Source organism: Pseudohongiella sp. (assembly GCF_040877505.1).
In the GTDB taxonomy this organism is placed as follows: Bacteria; Pseudomonadota; Gammaproteobacteria; order Pseudomonadales; family Pseudohongiellaceae; genus Pseudohongiella.
In genome coordinates, this window is sequence record NZ_JBBDNQ010000046.1 from 18,296 (window position 1) to 39,761 (window position 21,466).

The following is a 21,466-nucleotide window of genomic DNA, read 5'->3' on the forward strand; positions in this document are numbered from 1 at the left end:
TTTTTCGGCTTGATAGTATGATACGAGATCAGCGGTTGTTGCCGGGCAAGCAAAACAGGGACAGGACTCATGTCGATCGCGAACGAGCTGGATGCCATTTATCAACACCATTCCCGTCGCATACTGGCGACGCTGATCCGATTGCTGGGCGATTTTGAACTGGCGGAAGAGGCCATGCACGAGGCGTTTGCACTGGCCCTGCAGCAGTGGTCGCAGGACGGGGTGCCGGCCAATCCTACCGCCTGGCTGGTCAGCACCGGTCGCTTTCGGGCCATCGACCAGATCCGTCGTAATCAGACCGCACGACGTTATGCGCCGCTGTTGGCGGAGGATGAAGAGGAAGAACCCGAGTTCGACGACCCCGCCATCGCCGATGATCGGCTGCGGCTGATCTTCACTTGCTGCCACCCCGCATTGTCGGTGGAGGCACAACTGGCCATGACCCTGCGTGAAATGTGTGGTCTCACTACCGAGCAGGTGGCGCGCGGTTTATTGCAGCAGCCGACCACGGTGGCGCAGCGCATTGTGCGTGCCAAACGCAAGATCCGGGAGGCGGCGATTCCGTATGAAGTGTCCGCCGCCGATGCACTGCCCGCGCGCCTGACGGCGGTGCTGCAGGTCATTTACCTGATGTACAACGAGGCCTATTCCAGCAGCCAGGGGGATGTAATTGTTAACGCCGACCTGGCGGTGGAGGCCATTCGTCTCGCGCGGCTGCTGGCTGAGTTGATGCCGGACACGGCACACAGCGCGGACATCACTGGTTTGCTGGCGTTATTGCTGCTGCAGGATTCGCGCAAGGCCGCGCGGCAGGATGACGCCGGTCGCCTGATCACGCTGGATGAACAGGATCGTGGACGCTGGGATCAGGCGCAGATCGCCGAAGGTGTGCAGTGTCTGCACCGGGCGCTGCGGCAGGGGCCAGCGGGTATTTATACGCTGCAGGCTGCCATTGCCGCCTTGCACGCACAGGCGGCGCGATACCAGGACACCGACTGGCCGCAAATAGTGGGTCTGTATGACGCGCTGTACCGTTTGTCGCCATCGCCGGTGATTGCCCTGAATCGCGCGGTGGCCGTGGCCATGTGCGAAGGCCCGGAGACTGGTTTGCAACTGGTGGATGAACTGGCCACCGCGGGCAAGCTGGAGCGTTATCATCTGTTGCATGCGGCGCGCGCGGATTTTTATCGCCGCCTGGGCCACACTGATGCGGCCCGTGATGCCTATGAAAAAGCCCTGGCGCTGACCGAACAGGCACCGGAACGCGCGTTTTTGCAGGCCCGTCTGGCGGCGCTGACGGACACCACAAAAAAAATCTGATCTCTTTGTCGATTGCTACCGGGCCGATGCGACTACTGCGTACGACGGAAACCAAAAGGGAGCAACAACACAATGAAAGTCATGATAATGCGCAAAGCCGATACGGACACTGAAAAGGGCGTGATGCCGTCCGATGACATGCTGCAGGCGATGGCCGACTACAACGAAGAAATGCTCAACGCCGGTGTGATGATTGATGGCACCGGCCTGAAACCCACCTCAACCGGCGTGCGGGTGCAGTTCAAAAGCGGTGAGCCCATGGTCATCGACGGGCCCTTTGCCGAAACCAAGGAACTGCTGGCCGGGTTTACCATGATCAATGTCACGTCGATGGATGAGGCGATTGCATGGGCAAAAAAATGGCCACGCATGGACAGCGACGGCAATGTGACGCTGGAATTGCGCATCCTGTATGAAATGGAAGATTTTATTGACGGCGAAGGCATCGAAAAACACAAACGCTCTGCAGCACGATTGGCACGGCAGCCGACCAGCATGTCAACGCATCTGTCATTTAACGGCAATTGTCGCGAGGCGATGAGCTTTTACGCCGACGTGTTGTCGGGTGAGGTCACCTTCATGCTGCCGTATGCCGACACGCCCATGAAAGATGAGACTGACGCTGACTGGCAGGACAAGATCATTCACGCCGAGATCAACCTGGGCGGCCGTGTGCTGATGGGCGCTGATGCCCCGCCAGCGATGTACGAAAAACCCACCGGCACCTCGGTGCAGTTGTACTATGACGATGTAGCCATTGCTAAAGAGGTGTTTGATGCGTTGCTGGCAGGCGGCTCGGCTTATATGCCGTTTGCCGAAACGTTCTGGGCCAAAGGCTTTGGCATGCTGACGGACAAATACGGCATTCACTGGATGATCAACGCGGGCAGCCCCGACGCATGACTGGTAAATTTCAAGGAGCAATAAAATGAAATACCTGGCACTGGTTTATTATCAGGAAAGCATCATCAATGCCATGAGCGAGCAGGAATGGCAGGATCTGAATCAGGAATGTATCCGCTGTGTGGAAAAACTCAGCGGCACCGGCAATTATATTATCGGCCAGGCGCTGCACCCGGTGGAGACAGCAACCACCTTGCGCGTGCGTGATGGTGAGACCTTGGTGTCCGATGGTCCCTTTGCGGAAACCAAGGAACAGCTGGCAGGTTTTTATCTGCTCGATGCACGTGACCTGAACGAGGCCATTCAGCTGGCAAGCAACATTCCACCGGCGCGGCTGGGCAGTGTTGAGCTGCGCCCGATCCGTGAGCTGCCGCCGAAGAAGTGAGGCTGGCGTAGTGAGACTCGTCGGCTTCTTGCGTCGTTCATTAAAGTATGTACAGTGTACATACTAATTGCCTCAGCCAGAGCAGCTGATAAAGATGAACAGGACGCTTACGGGAGCTAGCGAAAATGAGAGAACACTACGATTTTTCAAAAATGAAGGGCAAGAAAAACCCTTACATCAAATACCTAAAGCAACCAGTCACCATGCGGCTGGATAAAGATTCTGTTGAATACTTCAAAGCCCTGTCTGAAGAATCCGGGATTCCCTACCAAACTCTCATAAACCTGTATTTGAGAGACTGTGCCGTCAATGAAAAGAAGCTGGAATTGTCCTGGGATTAAAAATTCATAACAAGGCTCAGCTGTCATAGGCATGCTGCAGCGCGGCAATATCCAGCTTCTTCATGCGCAGCATGACCTCAGTCACCTTCTGCACTTTCACCGGATCCGCATCAGTCATCATGTCGCCGAGCACTTTGGGCACCACCTGCCATGACACGCCGAACCGGTCCTTCAGCCAGCCGCATTGCTGAGCCTCTGCCGGACCGCCGTCGCCCAGCTGCTGCCAGTAGTGATCGATTTCTGCCTGCGTATCGCAGTTGATCTGGAATGAAATGGCCTCACTGAATTTGAACACCGGCCCTCCATTGAGCGCGGTGAACGTCTGCCCGTCGAGCACAAACTCCACCACCATCACCGAGCCGGCCGGGCGTTGGTGAAACTCGAACCCGGCTTCGCCATAACGGCTGATGCGGGTGATGGCGGCATTCTTGAAAATGCCAATATAAAAGTTGGCGGCCTCTTCGGCCTGGGTATCAAACCACAGGCAGGGACTGACTCGGTGACTGATGGACATGGGTAGGCTCCTGTTTTATCGGCTTTGGTATTGTATAGTCGTGCCGCTGCGCCGCCGTTCGACAATTGCGTTGTCGAGGACACAAAAAACCTGTTGACCTCAGCTTAGGTTGAGGAATTAACATGGCGGCCAATTCACAGGAGCCAGCAGGATGACAAGCAGGGATCAGGGGCAGGAAATCATCGACGTTGTTAGCGACATCGTTAGCGACGGTGGTAGTGATGGTCGTGGTAAGGAGTCCGCTCAGCAACAAACCGCAACAGAACCGGCCACGCAATGGCGCGCCGTCATCACGCTGGCGCTGGCGACCCTGATTGTGGCCAGTGAACTGACCATGTCGGCTTTTGGTCTGCCCCTGATCGCGCAGGAACTGGGGGTCAGTTCCCAGGCCACGGCGTGGGTGTTGCTGGCGTATTCATTGCCGCTGGCCGCCATGGCCATTTCCGCCGGCCGCTGGGTCGACCGGGCAGACATTCGCTGGGTATTCATGTTGTCGCTGGTCGGTGTCGGGGTCACCAGTGTGCTGACTGCCGTGTCACCGAATTTTCCGATGCTGCTGTTAAGCCGCCTGCTGCAGGGCCTGGCCAGTGCCCTGTACCTGGCGGTGTATTTCCCCACCGTGACTGCCACCGTGCATGTCAGTGAGCGCGGACGGGCGATGAGCTATATCGCCATGATCATGATGGTGGGCAGCATCGCGATGGCGCCACTGGGTGGTTATGTGGCGACTCATCTGGGCTGGCGCGAGGTGTTCCTGGTCAAGTTTCCGTTCCTGGCGCTGGTGTTGTGGATGGGTTATTACACCATCCCGGGGCTGACGCAAAATGCCGATGGCAGCCGCATCACCTGGCTGCAGCGTCTGCCGTTTCCGGACTATTCCATGCTCAGGGAAACCTTGCTGATTGGTGGCTGTGTGGTGTCTGCACTGCTGGCGCTGGAACAGTTTGAAAACCGTCCGCTGCTGGGCGCCGGGTTGCTGGTCATTGCCACCCTGTTTGGTTGGGTCTGGAGTCGCCAGAGCTCGGCGCGTGGGGTCAGGTCTCTGCTGGGCCGCGCCGAATTTGGTTTGCCAGTATTGTCGCTGATGCTGCTGGCGTCGACGATGGGCCTGATGGTTTTCTCGTTGCCGTTTTTTATTGCTGACGTCATGCAGCGCAGCCCTGAAGTACTGGGTGTTGCCATGATGGCGTTTGTCATCACCGCCTCAACCGTCTCCCCGCTGGCGGGAAATATTTCCGATCGATACGGTCCGCAATGGATTTCCGTTTTCGGCGCGGTGGTGATGCTGGCCGGTGTGGTGAGCATGCTGAGTGTCACCGCGAACGCCGGCGTCTGGGCGCTGTCCTGGCGCATGGCCTGGATTGGTCTGGGCATGTCGTTGTTTAATGCGCCCAATATGGCCGCAATACTGCACGCGGCGCCGGCCGGGCAGACGGGGACCGCCGGTGGTATCAGCACGGTGGCACGCACCTTTGGTAACGCGGTGGGACCTGCTGTGGCCGCAGTGGCGTGGAGTCTGGGTGGCGGCGGACTGGCCGGCTTTCGCGCCGGTGTGATTGTGTTAGCGGCCCTGACCTTGTGCGGCGTGATTGCCCTGTTGTTGTCAGGCCGAAAATCGTCTGCCTGAGGCTGTCTATCTGACTGACCTGTGAACGACTACCTGATAAATAATGCAGGGTGATTCACATGTTTAACTGTGTTAATCAGGGCGAAATTTGACCGCATTACCGCGTATGCTTGGTTGGTTTCAAAAAGTCGGTCAGTCAGGGTCGGTTTCCAGCAGTCGGGCGCCGGGACCTTCCTCGCCCAGTTCATCCCAGGGGTTACGCAATGGGCAGTCGCGCAGTGACAGGCAACCGCAACCGATACAGCTGCTAAGCTGTTCGCGTAAGCGGGTCAGTTGATCGATGCGTTCGTCCAGATCCCGGCGCCAGCGCGCCGAAAGTTTTCGCCAGTCGGTCGCGGTCGGGTTGCGGCCGTCAGGCAATGAGCGCAGGGCATCACCGATGTCTTTCAGAGGAATGCCGGTGCGCTGTGCCACTTTGATGATGGCGACACGGCGTAACACACTGCGCGGAAAACGACGTTGGTTGCCCTGGGTGCGCCAGCTCTTGATCAGGCCTTTTTGTTCATAGAAATGAATGGCGGAGACGGTGACGCCGCTACGCTGCGCCAGCTCGCCAACGCTCAACTCGGTATGAAACGTGTCGTGATCGGACATGATAAAAACGCTTGACCTCAATATTACTTGAGGTTTTACCATGCGTTCAGTGATGAGTGCAAGCCATAAGATATAAAGGAGTTCTGATATGGCATTCGACCAACCAAACGTGGAAAAAATCAAAGTGGCCGTGGTGATGGGCAGCACTCGTGCCGGGCGCTTCTGTGACACCGTTACCGCCTGGCTCATGTCGGCGTTTGAAGGACGCTGCGAATTTTCGGTGCAGGTCATTGATCCGGCCGAGTTGCCGATGCCGGGCTGGGCCGATCTGCAGGAAAGTGCGGGCGTCGCAGAATTGCGACAGCGTCTGGATGACGCGGACGCATTTATTGTGGTGACTCCGGAATACAACCATAGTTTCACAGGCGCCCTTAAAACCGTCATTGATATGGCGTATGAAGAGTGGCAGGCCAAGCCGGTTGGTTTTGTGTCCTATGGCGGCGTGTCGGGCGGACTGCGCGCCGTAGAGCAGTTACGACTGGTGTTTGCTGAACTGCATGCGGTGACATTGCGCGACAGTGTGAGTTTTGCCAGCGCCTGGAACCGCTTTGATGAGCACGGCCAACTCAGGGAGCCTGAGGCGGCGGAAAAATCGCTGAACAGAATGTTGGCGAAACTGCACTGGTGGGCCAGCGCGTTGCGGGACGCGAGACAACAACGGACGTACAGCCAGGTGGCGTAGGCGTCGAAATGTTATGTAGAACAACAGGAGAGAATGCATGCAGGAACACCCCATTATCAGTGTCAAAAACCTGAGCAAAGTTTACCCCTCAGGTTTTCATGCACTGGACAAGGTCAATCTGAGCATCAAACGTGGCGAGATCTTCGCCTTGCTTGGCCCCAACGGCGCCGGCAAGACCACCCTGATCAGTATTTTGTGTGGCCTGGTCAATCCGGGTGAGGGTGAGTTGAAGGTGGATGGCCTGGATATCATTCGCGACTACCGCGCGGTACGCAAAAAGATTGGCCTGGTACCTCAGGAACTCGCCGTCAGCATGTTCGAGACGGTCTGGGATACAGTGACGCTGACGCGTGGTCTGTATGGACGCAAACCGGACGACAGTTATCTGGAAAAGCTGCTGCGCAGCCTGTCGCTGTGGGACAAGAAGGACAGCAAGATTATGGCGCTGTCGGGTGGCATGAAACGCCGGGTCCTGATTGCCAAGGCCCTGTCGCACCAGCCGCAGATTCTGTTTCTGGACGAACCCACGGCTGGCGTTGATGTCGAGTTGCGTCGTGACATGTGGCAGATGATCCGTCAGCTGCGCCAGGACGGCGTCACCATCATTCTGACCACGCACTATATCGAGGAAGCCGAAGACATGGCGGACCGGATTGGTGTGATCAACAAGGGTCAGATCGTGCTGGTGGAAGACAAAGCCGAACTGATGAAGAAGCTGGGCAAACGGGAAATGTTGATGGAGTTGCCTGCGCCGTTGTCGGCCTTGCCGGCTGGACTCAGCATCGATGGTCTGGAACTCAGCGACGACGGCAGCAAGCTGGTGTACACCTACGATACCCGCAGCGACTACGGCGAAATCGGCCGGGTAGTGCGCACGCTGTATGACCATGGCATTGAGTTCAAGGATCTGAAGACTTCACAGAGTTCACTGGAAGACATATTTGTCAGCCTGGTGTCCGGCGATGATGCCCGAACGATTGCACAAGGAGACCCAAAATGAATTACCAGGCTATCAAGGCGATTTACAGGTTCGAAATGAAAAGAACATTCCGCACCATGTTGCAGAGCATTGTATCGCCGGTGCTGACCACCTCCCTGTACTTTATTGTTTTTGGTTCGGCTATTGGTTCACGCATGACCGAGATCGACGGCATTGGCTATGCGGCGTACATTGTGCCGGGTCTGATACTTTTGACCGTGCTGGTGGAAAGCATCAATAACGCCGCCTTTGGTATCTATATGCCCAAGTTTACCGGCACCATCTATGAAGTGCTGGCAGCGCCCATGTCTGCGTTTGAAATCGTGCTGGGTTACGTGGGTGCGGCGGCGACCAAATCGGTGATGCTGGGCCTGATCATTCTGGTGACGGCGCGCTTCTTTGTTGATTTCTCGATAGTCTATCCGTTGTGGATGCTGGCCTTTCTGGTGCTGATATCCGTGACCTTCTGCCTGCTTGGTTTTATTCTGGGGGTGTGGGCCGATGGCTTTGAGCGCTTGCAGATTGTGCCGATGATGATCGTGATGCCGCTGACCTTTCTGGGCGGCAGTTTCTATTCCATCAGCATGCTGCCGCCGGTGTGGCAGACCATCACGCTGTTTAATCCTGTGGTGTATCTGGTGAACGGATTTCGCTGGGCCTTTTACGGCGTGTCGGACGTGAACGCTGCCTTCAGTCTAGGCATGATTGTGCTGTTTATGCTGATTTGTCTGGGCATTATCTGGTGGATATTCCGCACCGGCTACAAGATCAAGGTGTGACCTACGCTTTTACACCCAGCCCTGCAGCAACCCGTACCACAGGGGCAGGGTGATAAAACTGCACAGCAGGCCCAGCCCGACCAGCGCGGCGACAAGCCGGGGCGCCAGTGACGCCCCGATGGCCAGCGCGCCGGCGGTGATCATCGGCGGCATGGCGGCCTGCAGAATCACCACCTGCATCAGTAACGGCTGCGGCTGCAACAGCCATAACAGGCCCAATGCGATGGCCGGCATCAGCAGCAGTTTAAAACCCAGCGCAAACACCAGCGGCGTGGTCTGCCCGGTCTCCAGTTTCAGGCGCAACTGGAAACCCACGGCAATCATCACCACGGGCACCAGCGTGGCGGCCAGCGAGTCCAGCAACAGTTCCATGAACGGTGAATAGCTCGTGCCCTTCAAAACCAGCCCCAGCACCAGCCCCAGAACCAGAGCAACAAAGGCGGGGAACAGCAGGATCTTTTTTAGGATCTGCGCGCCACTGGGCCGGACATCGGCCGCCGGATTGAACCAGGCTGCCACAATCGCGGCGTAAGTGACCAGTGCCAGAAAGGATCCGGCCTGGTCATAGATGATGGCAAACGGCAGTCCGGCATCACCGTAAAACGCCTCCACCATGGGATAACCCAGAAAGGAGGTATTGCCCAGTGGCAGCACCACCAGCAGTGCGCCCGTCACATTGCGCGGCCACTGCCACAACCTGGCGGCCAGCAGCACGGCGCCGGCGGTCACCAGCAGCAGCGCCCAGGGCAACACCGCCGGTATCCAGAGCTGACTGGAAAAATCCAGCAGGGGTATTTTCTGCAACACCAGCGCTGGTAGCGCCACGTACAACACATATTGATTCAGCACAGTGCCGGTATCGGCGGGGAACTGCCTGACCCGGCGCAACAAAGTGCCAATTAGCAGGTAGACCAGAATCAGAACAAAGTTTTCCATGTCAGCTACCGGCCGCGTCAAGCAGGCGCTGGGCCTGGTCGCGTAATGCCTGTTTCAATTCCGTTGGGCCCTGCACTGTAAATCGGAAAGGCATATGCGATAACCACCAGGCAAACCATTGGTAACTATCGGTGTGGGTGTTGAGCAACAGACCGTCTTCCTGTTGCTGAAACATGTCCACGATGTCCGGATGGAACCCAAACATCTTGGCCGCCGTATCAGCGTCAGTGTGCAGCACAACCGACACTGGGTATTCGCGCGGCATGTTGCTGAAACTACGACTGAGGTGTTCGGCGGCATCAAAGCGTTGTGGTCGAGTAAAGCTGTGTTCCAGTGTTTTGACCTTCTGGATGCGATCCAGGCGGAATGAGCGAAGGTCCGAGCGCAGGTGACAGTACCCACTGACATACCAGCGCCCACGCCGGAACACCAGCCCGTACGGATCCATGTCGCGCTGCATCACCTCTTCCTTTGGCGAGCGGTAAACGAAACTCACGCGTCGTTCGGACTGGATGGCGGTGGTCAGTGTGAGCAGCGTGCGGTTATCGTAACTGGGCTCTACGCGCGGCAGTATCAGGCGGGTGGTATCGCTGACCGCGCGTACGCGCTGCTTCAGATTGGCCGGCATGACCCGTTCCAGTTTGGCCTGCACGCTGGCAATAGCCGGCGTTGATTCTGCCAGTCCAAGTTGCTGCGCCGCCAGCAGACCCAGCGACACTGCCAGGGTTTCTTCGTCGGTGAACATCATCGGTGGCAGCTTGAATCCGGCTACCAGCATGTAACCACCGTAGCGTCCCTGTTCGGTGGTTACCGGAATGCCGAGCTCTTCCAGCACGGTGATGTAGCGGCGCGCAGTACGGACATCAACGTCCAGGCGCTGGGCAATCTCGCCACCGGTCAAACGGCCATGAGTTTGCAGTAGTTCCAGAAGTGCCATCACCCTGGTCGTTGGTCCGGGCATAGTGCGTCCCTCTTTTGATGGCGGGTCAAGGCTGACTCGTTGGGGTTAGGTCATTGCTGCCAGCCGCCTCCCAGAGCTTTATACACACTGACGACGCTCAGTGCCATATCGGTTTCGCTTTGCGTTAACAAATCCTCTGCTTCCAGTTGGGTGCGCTGGGCGTCGAGCACGTCCAGAAAACTGTCAGATCCCGCTTCAAAACGCTCTGCCGCCAGGTTGCTTGCGTGTGTGCTGGCCTCGGCCGCTGACCGCAGTCGTGCCTGCCGTTCGCTCTCCCGGTCCAATGCACTGATCGCATTCTCCACGTCTTCCAGCGCCAGTAGCAGGGTTTGTTCAAAGCGCGCGAGCCCCATGCGTACACGAATATCCTGCGCATCAATACGATTGTGCACCCGGCCCATGTCAAATGCATCCCAGCTCACACGTGGACCGAACAGATAATTAAGTGTGCCGCCGGAACCCAGGTCGGCGAAATGTGTGGCCAGAAAGCCGATACTGCCGCTGATGGAAATACGCGGATACAGATCGCTGACACTGACCTGGTAACGCGCGATGTCGGCACTCAACTGATGTTCGGCGCGACGCAGGTCCGGGCGTCGTTGCAGCAGAGTGGCCGGGTCCCCGGTAGCGATGGACGGCGGTATTGATGGCAATGGCTGGACATCACTCATTTGCTGGACCAATGTTCGCGGCGCCTGTCCGGTCAGCACAGACAGCCGGCGCACGGTCTGCTCAATCTGGGCGTCCAGCGCCGGTAGCCGTGCACGTACCAACTCAAGCTGGGTCAGTGCCCGTTGCACATCCAGTGCATCGCCCATACCGGCGTTCATCAGTTGCACGGTCAGCTCGTGTGATTGCATCAGGTTGTTGCTGTGGCGTTGGGCCACACTGCGGCGTTGCTGCAGCCCACGCAGCTGAATATAACGTGCGGCCACTTCCGCGGCCAGGCTGACATAAACGCCATCAAGTTCTGCCTGGGTCGCTGCCACCTCGGCGTTGGCGGCGGCCACTGTGTGTCGCACGCGGCCAAAAAGGTCGAGCTCCCAACTGGCGTCAAACCCGGCGCTGTAACTGTCAAAAGGATTGTCCGGGGCTGGCCGGCCGCTGGCATCCGCCACGCGTTGCCGGTTGGCGTCCACCGAGCTTGAAGTGGTCGGTCGATAGTTCAGCTGTTCACCGTCGCGTAGCGTCCTTGCCAGCGCCAGGTTGTCCAGTGCAATACGCACATCGTGGTTATGTTGCATGGCTTCATCTATCAACGCATTCAGCCTTTGGTCGTACAGCTGTCGCCACCACTGCGCGACAACTTCTCCCGTGTCGATGGCAACAGTTTGCGAAACACCGGTCGACTGATCAAACGCAGTCGGCAGCAGGGCGTCGCCCGACGCGCGGGGGTCCACGGAGGAACCGGGTGCGGAGCTGGCGCAGGCCGTCAACAATACCAATGCACAAGCCAGCGTCAGCGCCCGGGCATTGGCGACATTAAGTTTAAATGTTGTTCCAGAAAGACGCATCAATCGATCTCCGCAATCGGGGTAGTTTGGGGCTGTTCTACGGTTTTGGTTCTGCGAAAGCGCTCTTCAGCGCTACGCAGCACGACATAAAACACCGGGGTCAACATCAGACTGAACAGGGTGACGCCGATCATGCCGGAGAACACGGCCAGCCCCATGATGTTGCGCATCTCCGCGCCGGCACCGGTTGAAATCACCATGGGTAGCACGCCCATGATAAACGCCAGTGACGTCATCAGGATCGGGCGCAGGCGAAGCCGGGCTGCTTCGACGGCGGCCGCCGTGATAGTCATGCCCTTGTGTTCAAGCTCACGCGCGAACTCCACAATCAAAATGGCGTTTTTACTCGCCAGCCCCAGCAACACAAACAGACTGATCTGGGTGAAGATATTGATGGTATCGCCCGCCAGCCAGATGCCGACCAGGGCGGCAATGGCGCTGAGCGGCAGGATCATGATCACGGCCAACGGCAGCGTCAGACTTTCATATTGCGCGGCAAGTACCATGTACACCAGTAACAGACACAACGGGAAGATAAGCAGTGCGGTATTGCCCGCCAGTACTTCCTGATAGGTCAGGTCGGTCCATTCATAAGCCATGCCCGGCGGCAGGGTTTCATCGAGAATTTTCTCAATCGCATCCTGCGCCTGACCACTGGAGAAACCGGGCGCCGGGCCGCCGTTAATATCACCGGCGCGAAAACCGTTATACCGGGTGGCGTTGGCAGGCCCGTAACTTTCCTGCACATCAACAATCGATCCCAGCGGAATCATGGTGTTGTTGGCACTGCGTATCTGCAGGCGCTCGATATCATCCGCGGTATCCCGGTAACCCGAATCCGCCTGGGCAATAACCTGATAGGTACGCCCGAACAGATTAAAGTCGTTTATGTACGAGGAGCCCAGGTAGATCTGCATGGTTGAGAAGACGTCCGGCATGGACAATCCCAACTGCACGGCGCGATCACGGTCCAGTTCCGCGACCAGTTGTGGTGAGTTGATCAGGTAACTACTGAACACTCCTGCCAGTTCCGGCGTTGCCCAGGCCTTCTGCAGGACGTTCGTGATGACGTCGTTAAGGGCATCATAACCCTGGTCGGTCCGGTCCTGAATCTGCAGCCGGAAACCGCCGATGGTGCCCAGCCCATTGACGGGTGGCGGTGGGAAGATGGACACAAACGCTTCATCGACGCCGTTGAACATGGTCTGCAGTTCGTTGGCAATGGCCGGGCCCGACAGTTCGTCCGCCTTGCGCTCACTGAACGGTGTCAGCCCGACAAAAATGATGCCCTCGTTGGCACTGTTGGTGAAACCATTGATGGACAGACCGGGGAAGGCAATCGCGCTTTCGACACCGGGATGTTCCAGCGCCGTTTCAGACATGTCACGAATAACCTGTTCGGTTCGGTCCAGCGTGGCACCGGCGGGCAACTGGGAAAAGGCGATAAGATACTGTTTGTCCTGAATCGGAATGAAGTCCTTGGGCAATGCCTGGAATCCGCCCCAGGTCAGCGCCAGCAACAGGCCGTATACGGCCAGTGATGCCGTGCGTCGCCCCAGCAACTTGCCGACCGTGACGCTGTACTGGTCCGAGGCGCGACCGAAACGACGATTGAAGCCGGCAAAGAATCGGTTCAGCCAGCGAGTGGGTGCAAAGCGATTGCTGCGCTCAAAGTCCGCTGCCTTTTGTTCGCGACTTTTCAGCAGCAGAGCTGACAGCGCCGGACTCAGCGTCAGGGAATTGAACGCCGAGATGATGGTGGAAATAGCGATGGTCAGGGCAAATTGCTGGTAGAACTGGCCATTGATGCCACTGATAAACGCAATGGGTACAAAGACGGCGACCAGGGTCAGCGAAATGGCGATGATCGGTCCGCTGACCTCGCGCATGGCCTGGTATGTGGCCTCACGGGGCGCCAGGCCGTTTTCAATATTACGCTCCACGTTTTCGACCACCACAATGGCATCGTCGACCACAATACCAATGGCCAATAACAGACCGAACAGAGACAGCACGTTGATGGAAAAGCCAAAGGCGTACATCAACGCAAACGTGCCCACGATAGACACCGGCACCGCCAGCAACGGAATCAGCGATGAACGCCAGTTCTGCAGGAACAGAATAACCACGATCACCACCAGCACCAGCGCCTCAAGCATGGTTTTGACCACGGCGTTGATGGATTCTCGGACAAACACGGTAGGGTCATAAACAACGCTGTATTCCAGGCCTTCCGGAAACGCTTCTTCTAGCCTGGCCATGGTGGCGCGAACATTGTCGGAGATCTGAATGGCGTTGGCACCGGGCGCCTGGAACAGCGGCAACGCGACCGCCTGATCATTGTCCAGCAGAGAGCGCAGCGCGTACTGCGACGCGCCCAGTTCAATACGTGCCACGTCGCGCAAACGGGTGATACCACCACTGGCATTGGTCGCCACAATGATATTGCCAAATTCCTCTACGGTTTCCAGGCGGCCTTGGGTGATGACAGGCAATTGCAGGTTCAGCGGTGCAGGGTTGGGCGCGGCGCCGATGGCACCGGCAGCGACCTGAACATTCTGACGGCGCACAGCGTCGACAATTTCCTGGGCGTTAAGCCCGCGCTCGGCGATTTTGTCCGGCTGCAGCCACAGGCGCATGGCGTAATCACCGGAGCCGAACATCTGCACCTGGCCGACACCGGGAACCTTGGCCAGTTCATCCTTGATGTTGAGAAGGGCATAGTTGCGCAGGTACAACATGTCGTAACGCGCATCCGGTGAGCGCAAGTGCACCACCATGGTCAGGTCAGGCGAACTCTTGATGGTGGTCACACCCAGCTGGCGGGTGATGTCGGGCAGCCTGGGCAGCGCCTGACTGATGCGGTTCTGCACATGCTGTTGCGCCAGGTCGGGATCGGTGCCGATGGCAAAGGTCACGGTCAATGTCAGCAGGCCGTCCGAGTTAGCCTGGGATGACATGTACAAAAGGTTTTCCACACCACTGAGCTGTTCTTCCAGCGGTGTGGCCACGGTATCGGCAATAACCGCCGGGCTTGCCCCCGGGAATTGCGCGTTGACAATGATCGATGGCGGCACCACTTCCGGATATTCGGTGATGGGCAGTTTAAAAACCGCAATCAGACCTGCAAGCAGAATAAGCAGGGAAATGACACTGGCGAAGATCGGCCGGTCAATAAAAAAGCGTGAGAAGTTCATGACGGATTCCGAAAATTTGGGCTTGACTGTACGGGGGAATTGTTACGTGCGTTGCTCAGTGCTGAGCAACGCTTACGGGCATATCATTGCTCAGCCGATGCAGGCCGTTGACCACCACGCGCTCGCCTGATGCCAGGCCATCGAGTACCACGCGCTGGCCCTCAATGGTTTGTCCCAGTCTGAGTTCGCGATACTCGGTGCGGCCGTCATCGGTCACCACGTAGACAAAACGTCGGTCCTGGTTGGGGCTGATGGCGCGTTCGGGCACCAGCAGTGTCGGTTCGGTGCTGACGCTACCCAGATTGATATCGGCGAACATGCCGGGTAACAGAATCTGGTCCGCATTCTCAATGACCGCACGCGCCCTGATAGTACCTGACGCGACATCAAGCTGATTGTCAAAGGCATACAGCCGGGCACGGTAAACCGAATGCTGGTTGCCGCTGGCGTTGACGGAAATGTCCACCGGGATATCAGCAAGACCGCTGAGTTTTTCCGGATTCAGCGCCTGCAGGCGTTGCGCCGATTGCTGCCCGCGCAGCAGTTCGAAGTAGCGCGCCTCGTCGACATCAAATTCGGCATAAAGCTCATCCATGCTGACGATGTGGGTCAACACCGGTGCATTGACCCCGGCGCCGACGACATTGCCAACGGTCACTTCCGCGCGGCCCGCACGGCCGGCAAACGGTGCCTTGACGTGGGCGTAGTCGAGTTGCAGCTCAGCGTTGACCAGTTCGGCTTTTGCCGCGTCACGTCGGGCGCGGGCATTGTTCAGATCGTTGCGACGATGATCCAGAATGCTTCGTGAAACCACATCGCGATCTGCCAGACCTTCGGCGCGGTCAAATTCTACCTGCGCCAGGGTAATCGCTGATTCGGCCGACACCAGTTCTGCGCTAGCGCGTTGTACCGCAGCGGCAAAGGGTCGGGGGTCAATGACAAACAGCACCTGTCCAGCTTCCACATAACTGCCATCTTCAAACAGCACTTGCTGGATGGTTCCGCTCACCAGGGGACGGACTGCGGCCTGTTCGGTAGCCGCCAGACGTCCGGAATATCGTGTCCAGGTGCGCAAGGGCTGATAATCCACGGTCACGGTTTCGACCTGGAGAGGGGGGAAAGCTTCTGCCGGATCGGCAGCGTTGGCGGTGCCTGGTGACTGGAGCATCTGCAACAGCAGATACGCCAGCGCACCAAACAGCAGCACGGTTCCAACAGAGAGTTTAAAAGGGAGTCGATTCCAGCGAACGATCATGTCCTGCTCCTGCATATCCTTGGATTGAGGTTCAATAGCACTCAAATGAGCGATACATCCATACCGGTCGGTATGTGAGGCAGTATCATACATACCGGTCGGTATGTCGTCAAGCCTGCGACAGGAAAATCTATCGAAACGCGGAAAAACGGGCGGACAGGCGCTACCGGGACTCATCAAGCCTGATGAAGAAACCGATGGCTGAGGATCAGGCGGACTGGATGGTCGGGGGAGGTATTGTTAGCGGACGGATGCCAGCTTGGGGGTATCGTGACCGGCGCTGCTAACGCGATAGCGTTGTTTGACATCAAGTACCCGATACAGGCCTTCGCGCAGGTCAATGCTCAATTGCTCAAGGTCCTGATGCATGCGGCCGTGCAGCCAGAGGCCTTCGATGAACTGGTGGATCAGGCGGCCGGTCTGTTCCGCATCAGGTATGTGATTAAGATACTTGCCGGCGGCAAGATTGCCGACCAGGCGGGTATAGTGATTGATGCTCAGTGTGGACATGTCGCGAGCGGTGTCGCGGATACCCTGATCTTCACAGCTGCCCTGGGACCCGGCGGTGAACAGCGGGCAGCCACGGATTTCAACAACACCGTCACAACACTGCTTCTCCAGCAGGTGAGCCATGACGTTTTCCAGTTGCTCCAGGGGAGTAAACCGGGATGACAGCATGTCATCCATCTTGCGTGTGACGTCTTCGCACTGGCTGGCACACACGGTGAGGAACAGGTCCGCCTTCGAGGTGAAGTGATGGTAGAACGCACCTTTGGTTACGCCGGCGTTCTTGCAGATTTCCGCAATACCAACGGTGTCATAGTTGTTCTTCCAGATCAGTTCGCTGGCGGTGTCCAGCAGTTTCTGCTTGGTATCCGGTTGCTTGCTGTCTTTTACATCTTTCTCGATTGCTGGTGTGGTCATTACAACCTGTCTGTTGGTGAAGGTGAAATTTATGGTACGTACCGATGGGTATGTTGTCAACAAATAGCCACATTCTACTAGGGCTGAATATGCCCTATATGGCATTTAGACTGGCCTTGTCGCTGTGGCTTTGACCGCACCGCATAACCCAATAGACCCGCATAAGGAGAAAAACAATGCAGACCGTTTTATTTTACGGCGTACCCCAGGGATGCTCTTTTGGTGCCATTGTGGCGCTGGAGTGGTTGCAGCAGCCCTATTACCTGAGCCGCGTAGAAATGCTGGACCAGCCCTGGGACTCGCGCTTCGGTGCGCTGAACCCTCTCTACAAAACACCGTCGCTGCTGGTGGTTAACGATGCGCCGGACGGCAATCGCTACCAGGTGATCAACGAAAGTCTGGCGATTCTTTTACATATCGCCAGCCGCGATCTGGTGCGAAACCCGCAGTTCAGCCAGGGCAGTGAGGACTACGATGCACTTAACCAGATGCTGTCCTACCTGGTGACGGATTTTTTTGCAGCATTTGCGCCACTATGGACGGCCTATGAAATGGGTGATGCCGACCCAAAGGTCAAAGCAGTCCTGCGTGAGGTGGGCACCAATGAAGTTGTCCGGTGTTGTGAATATCTGGACAGACTGCTGGCCGATCAGCAGTGGCTGCTCGGTCGCGCCGGCCGTTCGGTGGCAGACGCCTACCTGGCAGGCATCGCCCGCTGGATTGACTACCATCAGCTGTTTGACGTGGAAAAAGCATACCCCAGCCTGCACTTTCATTTGCAGGAGCTGCAGCGTGATCCAGCGGTCCGACTGGCGACTGCCATCGAAAAGAATGAGTTCATTGTCAGTGGCAGTACTTTTAAAGGCCACCTGACCCTGGATGATTTGAACATTCAGTCGTTTAACAACCGAAAGTCCGCATGAAGCGAAAAAAGTCAGTTGGCTTGGCTATTACCCTTTCCATTAACTACCAGTTCCATTAACAACCATTAAAATTCAGGAGATATCACATGAACACTATTACTTTCTACACGCACCCCTATTCTCGTGGTCGCATCGTGCGCTGGATGCTGGAAGAGCTGGGTGAACCCTATGATGTACAACTGCTGGAATACGGCAGCACCATGAAGGCACCCGAGTACCTGGCCATCAATCCCATGGGCAAGGTGCCAGCGATTAAACATGGTGACACCGTGGTCACTGAAGTGGCGGCGATTTGTGCGTATCTGGCTGACCAGTTTCCGGAAAAGAACCTGGCGCCAGCGTCCGGCAGCAAAATGCGTGGCACCTATTATCGCTGGATGTTTTTTGTTGCGGGACCACTGGAGATGGCAACCACGTCAAAGGCCTTCGGCTGGAAGATTGATGATGAAAATGCGGTGTCCATCGGTTGCGGGCACTACCAGGACGCCATTGATGCCATGGTGACCGCGCTGGAAAAAGGTCCCTACATTTGTGGAGATCAGTTCACTGCGGCCGACGTGCTCATTGGCAGTTATCTGGGCTGGGGAATTATGCAGAAGAACATTGAGCCCTTGCCGGCGTTCACCGCCTACCTGGCCAGGATCGAAGGCCGTGACGCTGCCAGGCGCGCCAATGAGCTGGATGATGCCTTGATCAAGCAGGATTGATATTCTGGGCCTGACAGGTTGTTGAGACCAACAACCTGTCAGTTAACAGCCTGCCAGGTATCCGCAGACCGATCCTCCGACGCGCCCGATCAAAAAAAATGAACCTTCCCGCCAAGGGTATCGTCATAAGACTAAACACAGACTTTACGGACGACTATGCATCAATCGGAGTTGGATTATCTGGTGCTGGCGATGCAGGAGGGCAACGAGCGCGCTTTTCGCATCGTTTTCCAACTGTACCACTCGCCGCTGCTGCGTTACGCCTACCGGATCTGCAATCATCAGCAACTCGCGCAGGACGCGGTGCAGAACGCCTGGATGCAGCTCGCCAGGAACATCCGCCAGCTGGATGATCCGCGCGCATTGCGCGCCTGGCTGTATCGTTCGGTGCGCTGGCAGGCGATAGATCTGCTGCGGGCTGCCAGACGGCAGAGAGACACCACGGAGCCGTTTGAGAATGCGGAGCAGCCGATTGATGAGGACGCCATCATGGATAGCGAAGCGCTGCACCAGGCCATCGGCCGACTGCCGCCACTGGAGCGCCAGGTTATCCATCTGTACTACCTGGACGAACTGACTGTTGACGAAATCGCCGCAGTAGCAGAGCTGGCGCCGGGCACGGTGAAATCGCGGCTGTTCCGGGCAAGAAAGCTGCTCAAAGAACGTTTTGATGTCTGACAAAAAATACACAGGAGAACGTAGCATGAACATTGACGAAAAAATCAGGCATGAACTGCGCAACGATTCAGCAGATCTGGACGCGTTACTGACAGACCAGCAGGGCATGTTCGCGATGGTGGGCAACACCTTCAAGGGCGGTCTGGGACGCTGGATGGTGCTGGTGTTCATCGTCATCTTGTTGGTGACGGCGGCGATGTTGTGGTGCGGCTACGAGTTTGTGGTGGCAGACACGCTTGATGCGCGGATCTATTGGGGTGTGTGGTTCATCGTCACCTTGATGGCGCAGGTCGCCATGAAACAATGGAGCTGGATGGAAGCCCGGCGGATCTCGGTTTTGCGTGAGATCAAGCGCGTGGAGATTGCTGTGGATAGGCTGAAAGCGGTCGTCAGCGCTGGCGCGGATACAAACAAAGAAAAAAATACTGGCGCAAGCAATTGACACCTCCATCATCGAGGTATAAATTACACGCCATGAGCACAACACCCAGCACCGCAAAAACCAGCACCCGGCAAGCGCCCGACTACGGCAGCGCGGCCTATTGGCACGGCACCATCAAAATGTCGTTGTCCAAGTTTTTTGTGCTGTCGGTACTGCACCGGCACCCCATGCATGGTTACGAGGTGGTGCAGGCGGTGGAAAAAAGCACGGGCGGCTGCTGCAGTCCGTCCGAAGGCACGGTGTATCCCATGCTCAATGAGTTTGAGGCGGGCGGCTACCTGAACTGTGATACTGAAACGGTTCAGGGGCGCGCGCGCAAGGTGTATTCACTGACGCAGAAGGGGCGTGATGCTTTCCAGGTAGCAGTCGACGCCTGGCAGGAAGCAACGGCGTGTATTATGGCGAGCCAATCCATGGCGGCGGACGCCAATAGCCAGGCAAGTGCCGGTAGCCGATCAAGTGCCGGTAGCCAATCAAGTGCCGGTAGCCAATCAAGTGCCAAGGCCTGCTGCAGCCCGGAGCCCACCGATGCACGCTGAATTTTTTTTGCGGTTTATGCCTCGTTGTTCGATGCCTAGAGGAAGAAGGTAAGTGTCCGACACCCATCATTTGCACCCAGCTGATTCGCCGCCCGGCCGCCTGCCCATTGTACTGTCGCTGGGTGTGGTGCAGACGCTGGGCTGGGGTTCCACCTATTACCTGCCGGCTATTCTGGCGGTGCCAATTGCCGAAGATCTGGGGTTGAGCACTGGTAATGTGTTTGGCGCATTTTCGCTGGCGCTGGTGTTGTCGGGATTGCTGGGGCCGATGATCGGGCGCCGTATTGATCATCGTGGTGGTCGTCCGGTGCTGGTGATGTCCAGCGTGTTGTTTGCCCTGGGTCTGTTGCTGTTGAGTCAGGCGGTTGGCCCGGTGACCTTGTGGCTGGCCTGGCTGGTGATCGGCGTCGGCATGGCGATGGGTTTGTATGAGGCGGCGTTTTCCACCCTGGCCGGCATTTATGGCAGCAACGCGCGTAACGCCATTACCGGCATCACATTGATCGCCGGTTTTGCCAGCACCATCTGCTGGCCGATCACCGCAGGCCTGGAAAGCACACTGGGCTGGCGCGGGGCCTGTCTGGTGTGGGCGGCCGCGCATCTTGTGATTGGGTTGCCGCTGAACCGGCTGGTGTTGCCGCGCATGAAAAAGACCCGGACGGTGCTGATTGAGGAAGGGTCGACACCGAAAGCGCAGGGCAAAGGCGGTTTGACCATGGCGTTGCTGGCGTTTGTGTTTGCCGTGACCTGGTTCACCAGCACAGCGATGGCGGCGCACCTGCCACGGCTGTTGCAGGAGAGCGGTCTGCCGTTGGCCACGGCGGTGCTGGTTGCAGGCCTGGTAGGCCCCGCCCAGGTCGGCGCCCGGTTCCTTGAATACGCATTATTGCAGCGCTTTCATCCGCTGTTATCCGCGCGCATGGCGTCACTTACCCATCCGCTGGGTGTTGTGTGTGTCCTGGCGCTGGGGTCCCCGGTGGCGGCGCTGTTCACCGTGCTGCACGGCGCGGGCAACGGCATTCTTACTATCGCCAAGGGCACCTTGCCGCTGGCGATATTCGGCCCGCAGGACTATGGCTTGCGACAGGGCTGGCTGATGATGCCGGCGCGGGTCAGCCAGGCCTTTGCACCGGTGTTATTTGCTGTGCTGATTGACCGCTTTGGACTGCATGCGCTGCTGTTGTCCGCTGCGCTCGGCTGCCTGGCCTTTATCGCACTGATGTTTATCAAACCTGTATTAAACAAATCGTAAAGGAGTCATGAGAA

General features: G+C 57.3%; 22 protein-coding genes. 14 read left to right on the forward strand and 8 right to left on the reverse strand.

The features are described from left to right. Nucleotides 1-69: 69 nt before the first annotated feature. The 4 genes from WD071_RS16880 to WD071_RS16895 all read left to right on the forward strand — a co-directional run bounded on the left by WD071_RS16880 (nt 70) and on the right by WD071_RS16895 (nt 2,949). Nucleotides 70-1,320, forward strand: a complete 1,251-nt coding sequence (locus tag WD071_RS16880; protein WP_368049575.1) for an RNA polymerase sigma factor — start codon at nt 70-72, stop codon at nt 1,318-1,320. Between the two features lie 72 nt (nt 1,321-1,392). Next, nucleotides 1,393-2,223, forward strand: coding sequence for a YciI family protein (locus WD071_RS16885; protein ID WP_368049576.1), 831 nt, complete (start codon nt 1,393-1,395; stop codon nt 2,221-2,223). A 25-nt stretch (nt 2,224-2,248) separates the two neighbouring features. Beyond that, nucleotides 2,249-2,608: a YciI family protein gene (locus WD071_RS16890; protein WP_368049577.1), complete on the forward strand. Its 360-nt coding sequence runs from the start codon at nt 2,249-2,251 to the stop codon at nt 2,606-2,608. A gap of 125 nt (nt 2,609-2,733) precedes the next feature. Beyond that, nucleotides 2,734-2,949 carry a BrnA antitoxin family protein gene (locus WD071_RS16895; RefSeq protein WP_368049578.1) on the forward strand — a complete coding sequence of 72 codons (216 nt, stop codon included), beginning with the start codon at nt 2,734-2,736 and terminating at the stop codon, nt 2,947-2,949. Between the two features lie 16 nt (nt 2,950-2,965). Here WD071_RS16895 and WD071_RS16900 read toward each other — a convergent pair whose 3' ends face one another. After that, nucleotides 2,966-3,463 (reverse strand): VOC family protein, encoded by a 498-nt coding sequence (locus tag WD071_RS16900; protein ID WP_368049579.1) that lies wholly within the window; start codon nt 3,461-3,463, stop codon nt 2,966-2,968. A 151-nt stretch (nt 3,464-3,614) separates the two neighbouring features. Between WD071_RS16900 and WD071_RS16905 the strand changes: the two genes are divergently transcribed. Next, nucleotides 3,615-5,090, forward strand: coding sequence for an MFS transporter (locus WD071_RS16905; RefSeq protein ID WP_368049580.1), 1,476 nt, complete (start codon nt 3,615-3,617; stop codon nt 5,088-5,090). A gap of 132 nt (nt 5,091-5,222) precedes the next feature. On the opposite strand, the gene soxR is transcribed toward WD071_RS16905, so the two are convergent. Continuing rightward, complete coding sequence (gene soxR, locus WD071_RS16910; RefSeq protein WP_368049581.1) at nt 5,223-5,684, reverse strand: redox-sensitive transcriptional activator SoxR; 462 nt, start codon at nt 5,682-5,684, stop codon at nt 5,223-5,225. Between the two features lie 88 nt (nt 5,685-5,772). On the opposite strand from soxR, the gene WD071_RS16915 reads away from it, so the two are divergent. Genes WD071_RS16915 through WD071_RS16925 form a run of 3 tightly spaced genes read left to right on the forward strand, consistent with a single transcriptional unit; the run spans nt 5,773 to nt 8,124 of the window. Beyond that, nucleotides 5,773-6,366, forward strand: a complete 594-nt coding sequence (locus WD071_RS16915; RefSeq protein ID WP_368049582.1) for an NADPH-dependent FMN reductase — start codon at nt 5,773-5,775, stop codon at nt 6,364-6,366. A gap of 37 nt (nt 6,367-6,403) precedes the next feature. Beyond that, nucleotides 6,404-7,366, forward strand: coding sequence for an ABC transporter ATP-binding protein (locus WD071_RS16920; RefSeq protein WP_368049583.1), 963 nt, complete (start codon nt 6,404-6,406; stop codon nt 7,364-7,366). Then, complete coding sequence (locus WD071_RS16925; protein WP_368049584.1) at nt 7,363-8,124, forward strand: ABC transporter permease; 762 nt, start codon at nt 7,363-7,365, stop codon at nt 8,122-8,124. Before WD071_RS16920 ends, WD071_RS16925 begins: the two co-directional genes overlap by 4 nt. Nucleotides 8,125-8,133: 9 nt before the next feature. Here the strand turns inward: WD071_RS16925 and WD071_RS16930 are convergent, their stop codons facing one another. The 6 genes from WD071_RS16930 to WD071_RS16955 form a co-directional block, all read right to left on the reverse strand. Then, nucleotides 8,134-9,060, reverse strand: a complete 927-nt coding sequence (locus WD071_RS16930) for an AEC family transporter (RefSeq protein ID WP_368049585.1) — start codon at nt 9,058-9,060, stop codon at nt 8,134-8,136. Nucleotide 9,061: 1 nt separating this feature from the next. Further along, entirely contained in the window at nt 9,062-10,021 is a 960-nt protein-coding gene (locus WD071_RS16935; RefSeq protein ID WP_368049586.1) for a helix-turn-helix transcriptional regulator, read from the reverse strand. Nucleotides 10,022-10,071: 50 nt separating this feature from the next. Next, nucleotides 10,072-11,535, reverse strand: a complete 1,464-nt coding sequence (locus WD071_RS16940; RefSeq protein ID WP_368049587.1) for an efflux transporter outer membrane subunit — start codon at nt 11,533-11,535, stop codon at nt 10,072-10,074. Then, entirely contained in the window at nt 11,535-14,732 is a 3,198-nt protein-coding gene (locus WD071_RS16945) for an efflux RND transporter permease subunit (protein ID WP_368049588.1), read from the reverse strand. The genes WD071_RS16940 and WD071_RS16945 overlap by 1 nt, the downstream gene beginning before the upstream one ends. 55 nt (nt 14,733-14,787) lie before the next feature. After that, the gene (locus tag WD071_RS16950) at nt 14,788-15,987 is read right to left on the reverse strand and encodes an efflux RND transporter periplasmic adaptor subunit (RefSeq protein WP_368049589.1); all 1,200 of its coding nucleotides are present in this window, start codon (nt 15,985-15,987) and stop codon (nt 14,788-14,790) included. A gap of 240 nt (nt 15,988-16,227) precedes the next feature. Continuing rightward, complete coding sequence (locus WD071_RS16955; RefSeq protein WP_368049590.1) at nt 16,228-16,911, reverse strand: TetR/AcrR family transcriptional regulator; 684 nt, start codon at nt 16,909-16,911, stop codon at nt 16,228-16,230. A 176-nt stretch (nt 16,912-17,087) separates the two neighbouring features. On the opposite strand from WD071_RS16955, the gene WD071_RS16960 reads away from it, so the two are divergent. From WD071_RS16960 to WD071_RS16985, 6 genes are all read left to right on the forward strand, one after another. Next, complete coding sequence (locus WD071_RS16960) at nt 17,088-17,834, forward strand: glutathione S-transferase family protein (protein ID WP_368049591.1); 747 nt, start codon at nt 17,088-17,090, stop codon at nt 17,832-17,834. A gap of 86 nt (nt 17,835-17,920) precedes the next feature. Beyond that, entirely contained in the window at nt 17,921-18,541 is a 621-nt protein-coding gene (locus tag WD071_RS16965) for a glutathione S-transferase family protein (protein ID WP_368049592.1), read from the forward strand. Nucleotides 18,542-18,697: 156 nt separating this feature from the next. Next, nucleotides 18,698-19,219, forward strand: a complete 522-nt coding sequence (locus tag WD071_RS16970; RefSeq protein WP_368049593.1) for an RNA polymerase sigma factor — start codon at nt 18,698-18,700, stop codon at nt 19,217-19,219. A 25-nt stretch (nt 19,220-19,244) separates the two neighbouring features. Then, on the forward strand, nt 19,245-19,661 hold the full coding sequence (locus WD071_RS16975; protein WP_368049594.1) for a DUF6768 family protein: 417 nt from the start codon (nt 19,245-19,247) through the stop codon (nt 19,659-19,661). A 32-nt stretch (nt 19,662-19,693) separates the two neighbouring features. Then, the gene (locus tag WD071_RS16980) at nt 19,694-20,200 is read left to right on the forward strand and encodes a PadR family transcriptional regulator (protein WP_368049595.1); all 507 of its coding nucleotides are present in this window, start codon (nt 19,694-19,696) and stop codon (nt 20,198-20,200) included. Between the two features lie 52 nt (nt 20,201-20,252). After that, nucleotides 20,253-21,452 (forward strand): MFS transporter, encoded by a 1,200-nt coding sequence (locus WD071_RS16985; RefSeq protein ID WP_368049596.1) that lies wholly within the window; start codon nt 20,253-20,255, stop codon nt 21,450-21,452. Nucleotides 21,453-21,466 lie beyond the last annotated feature (14 nt).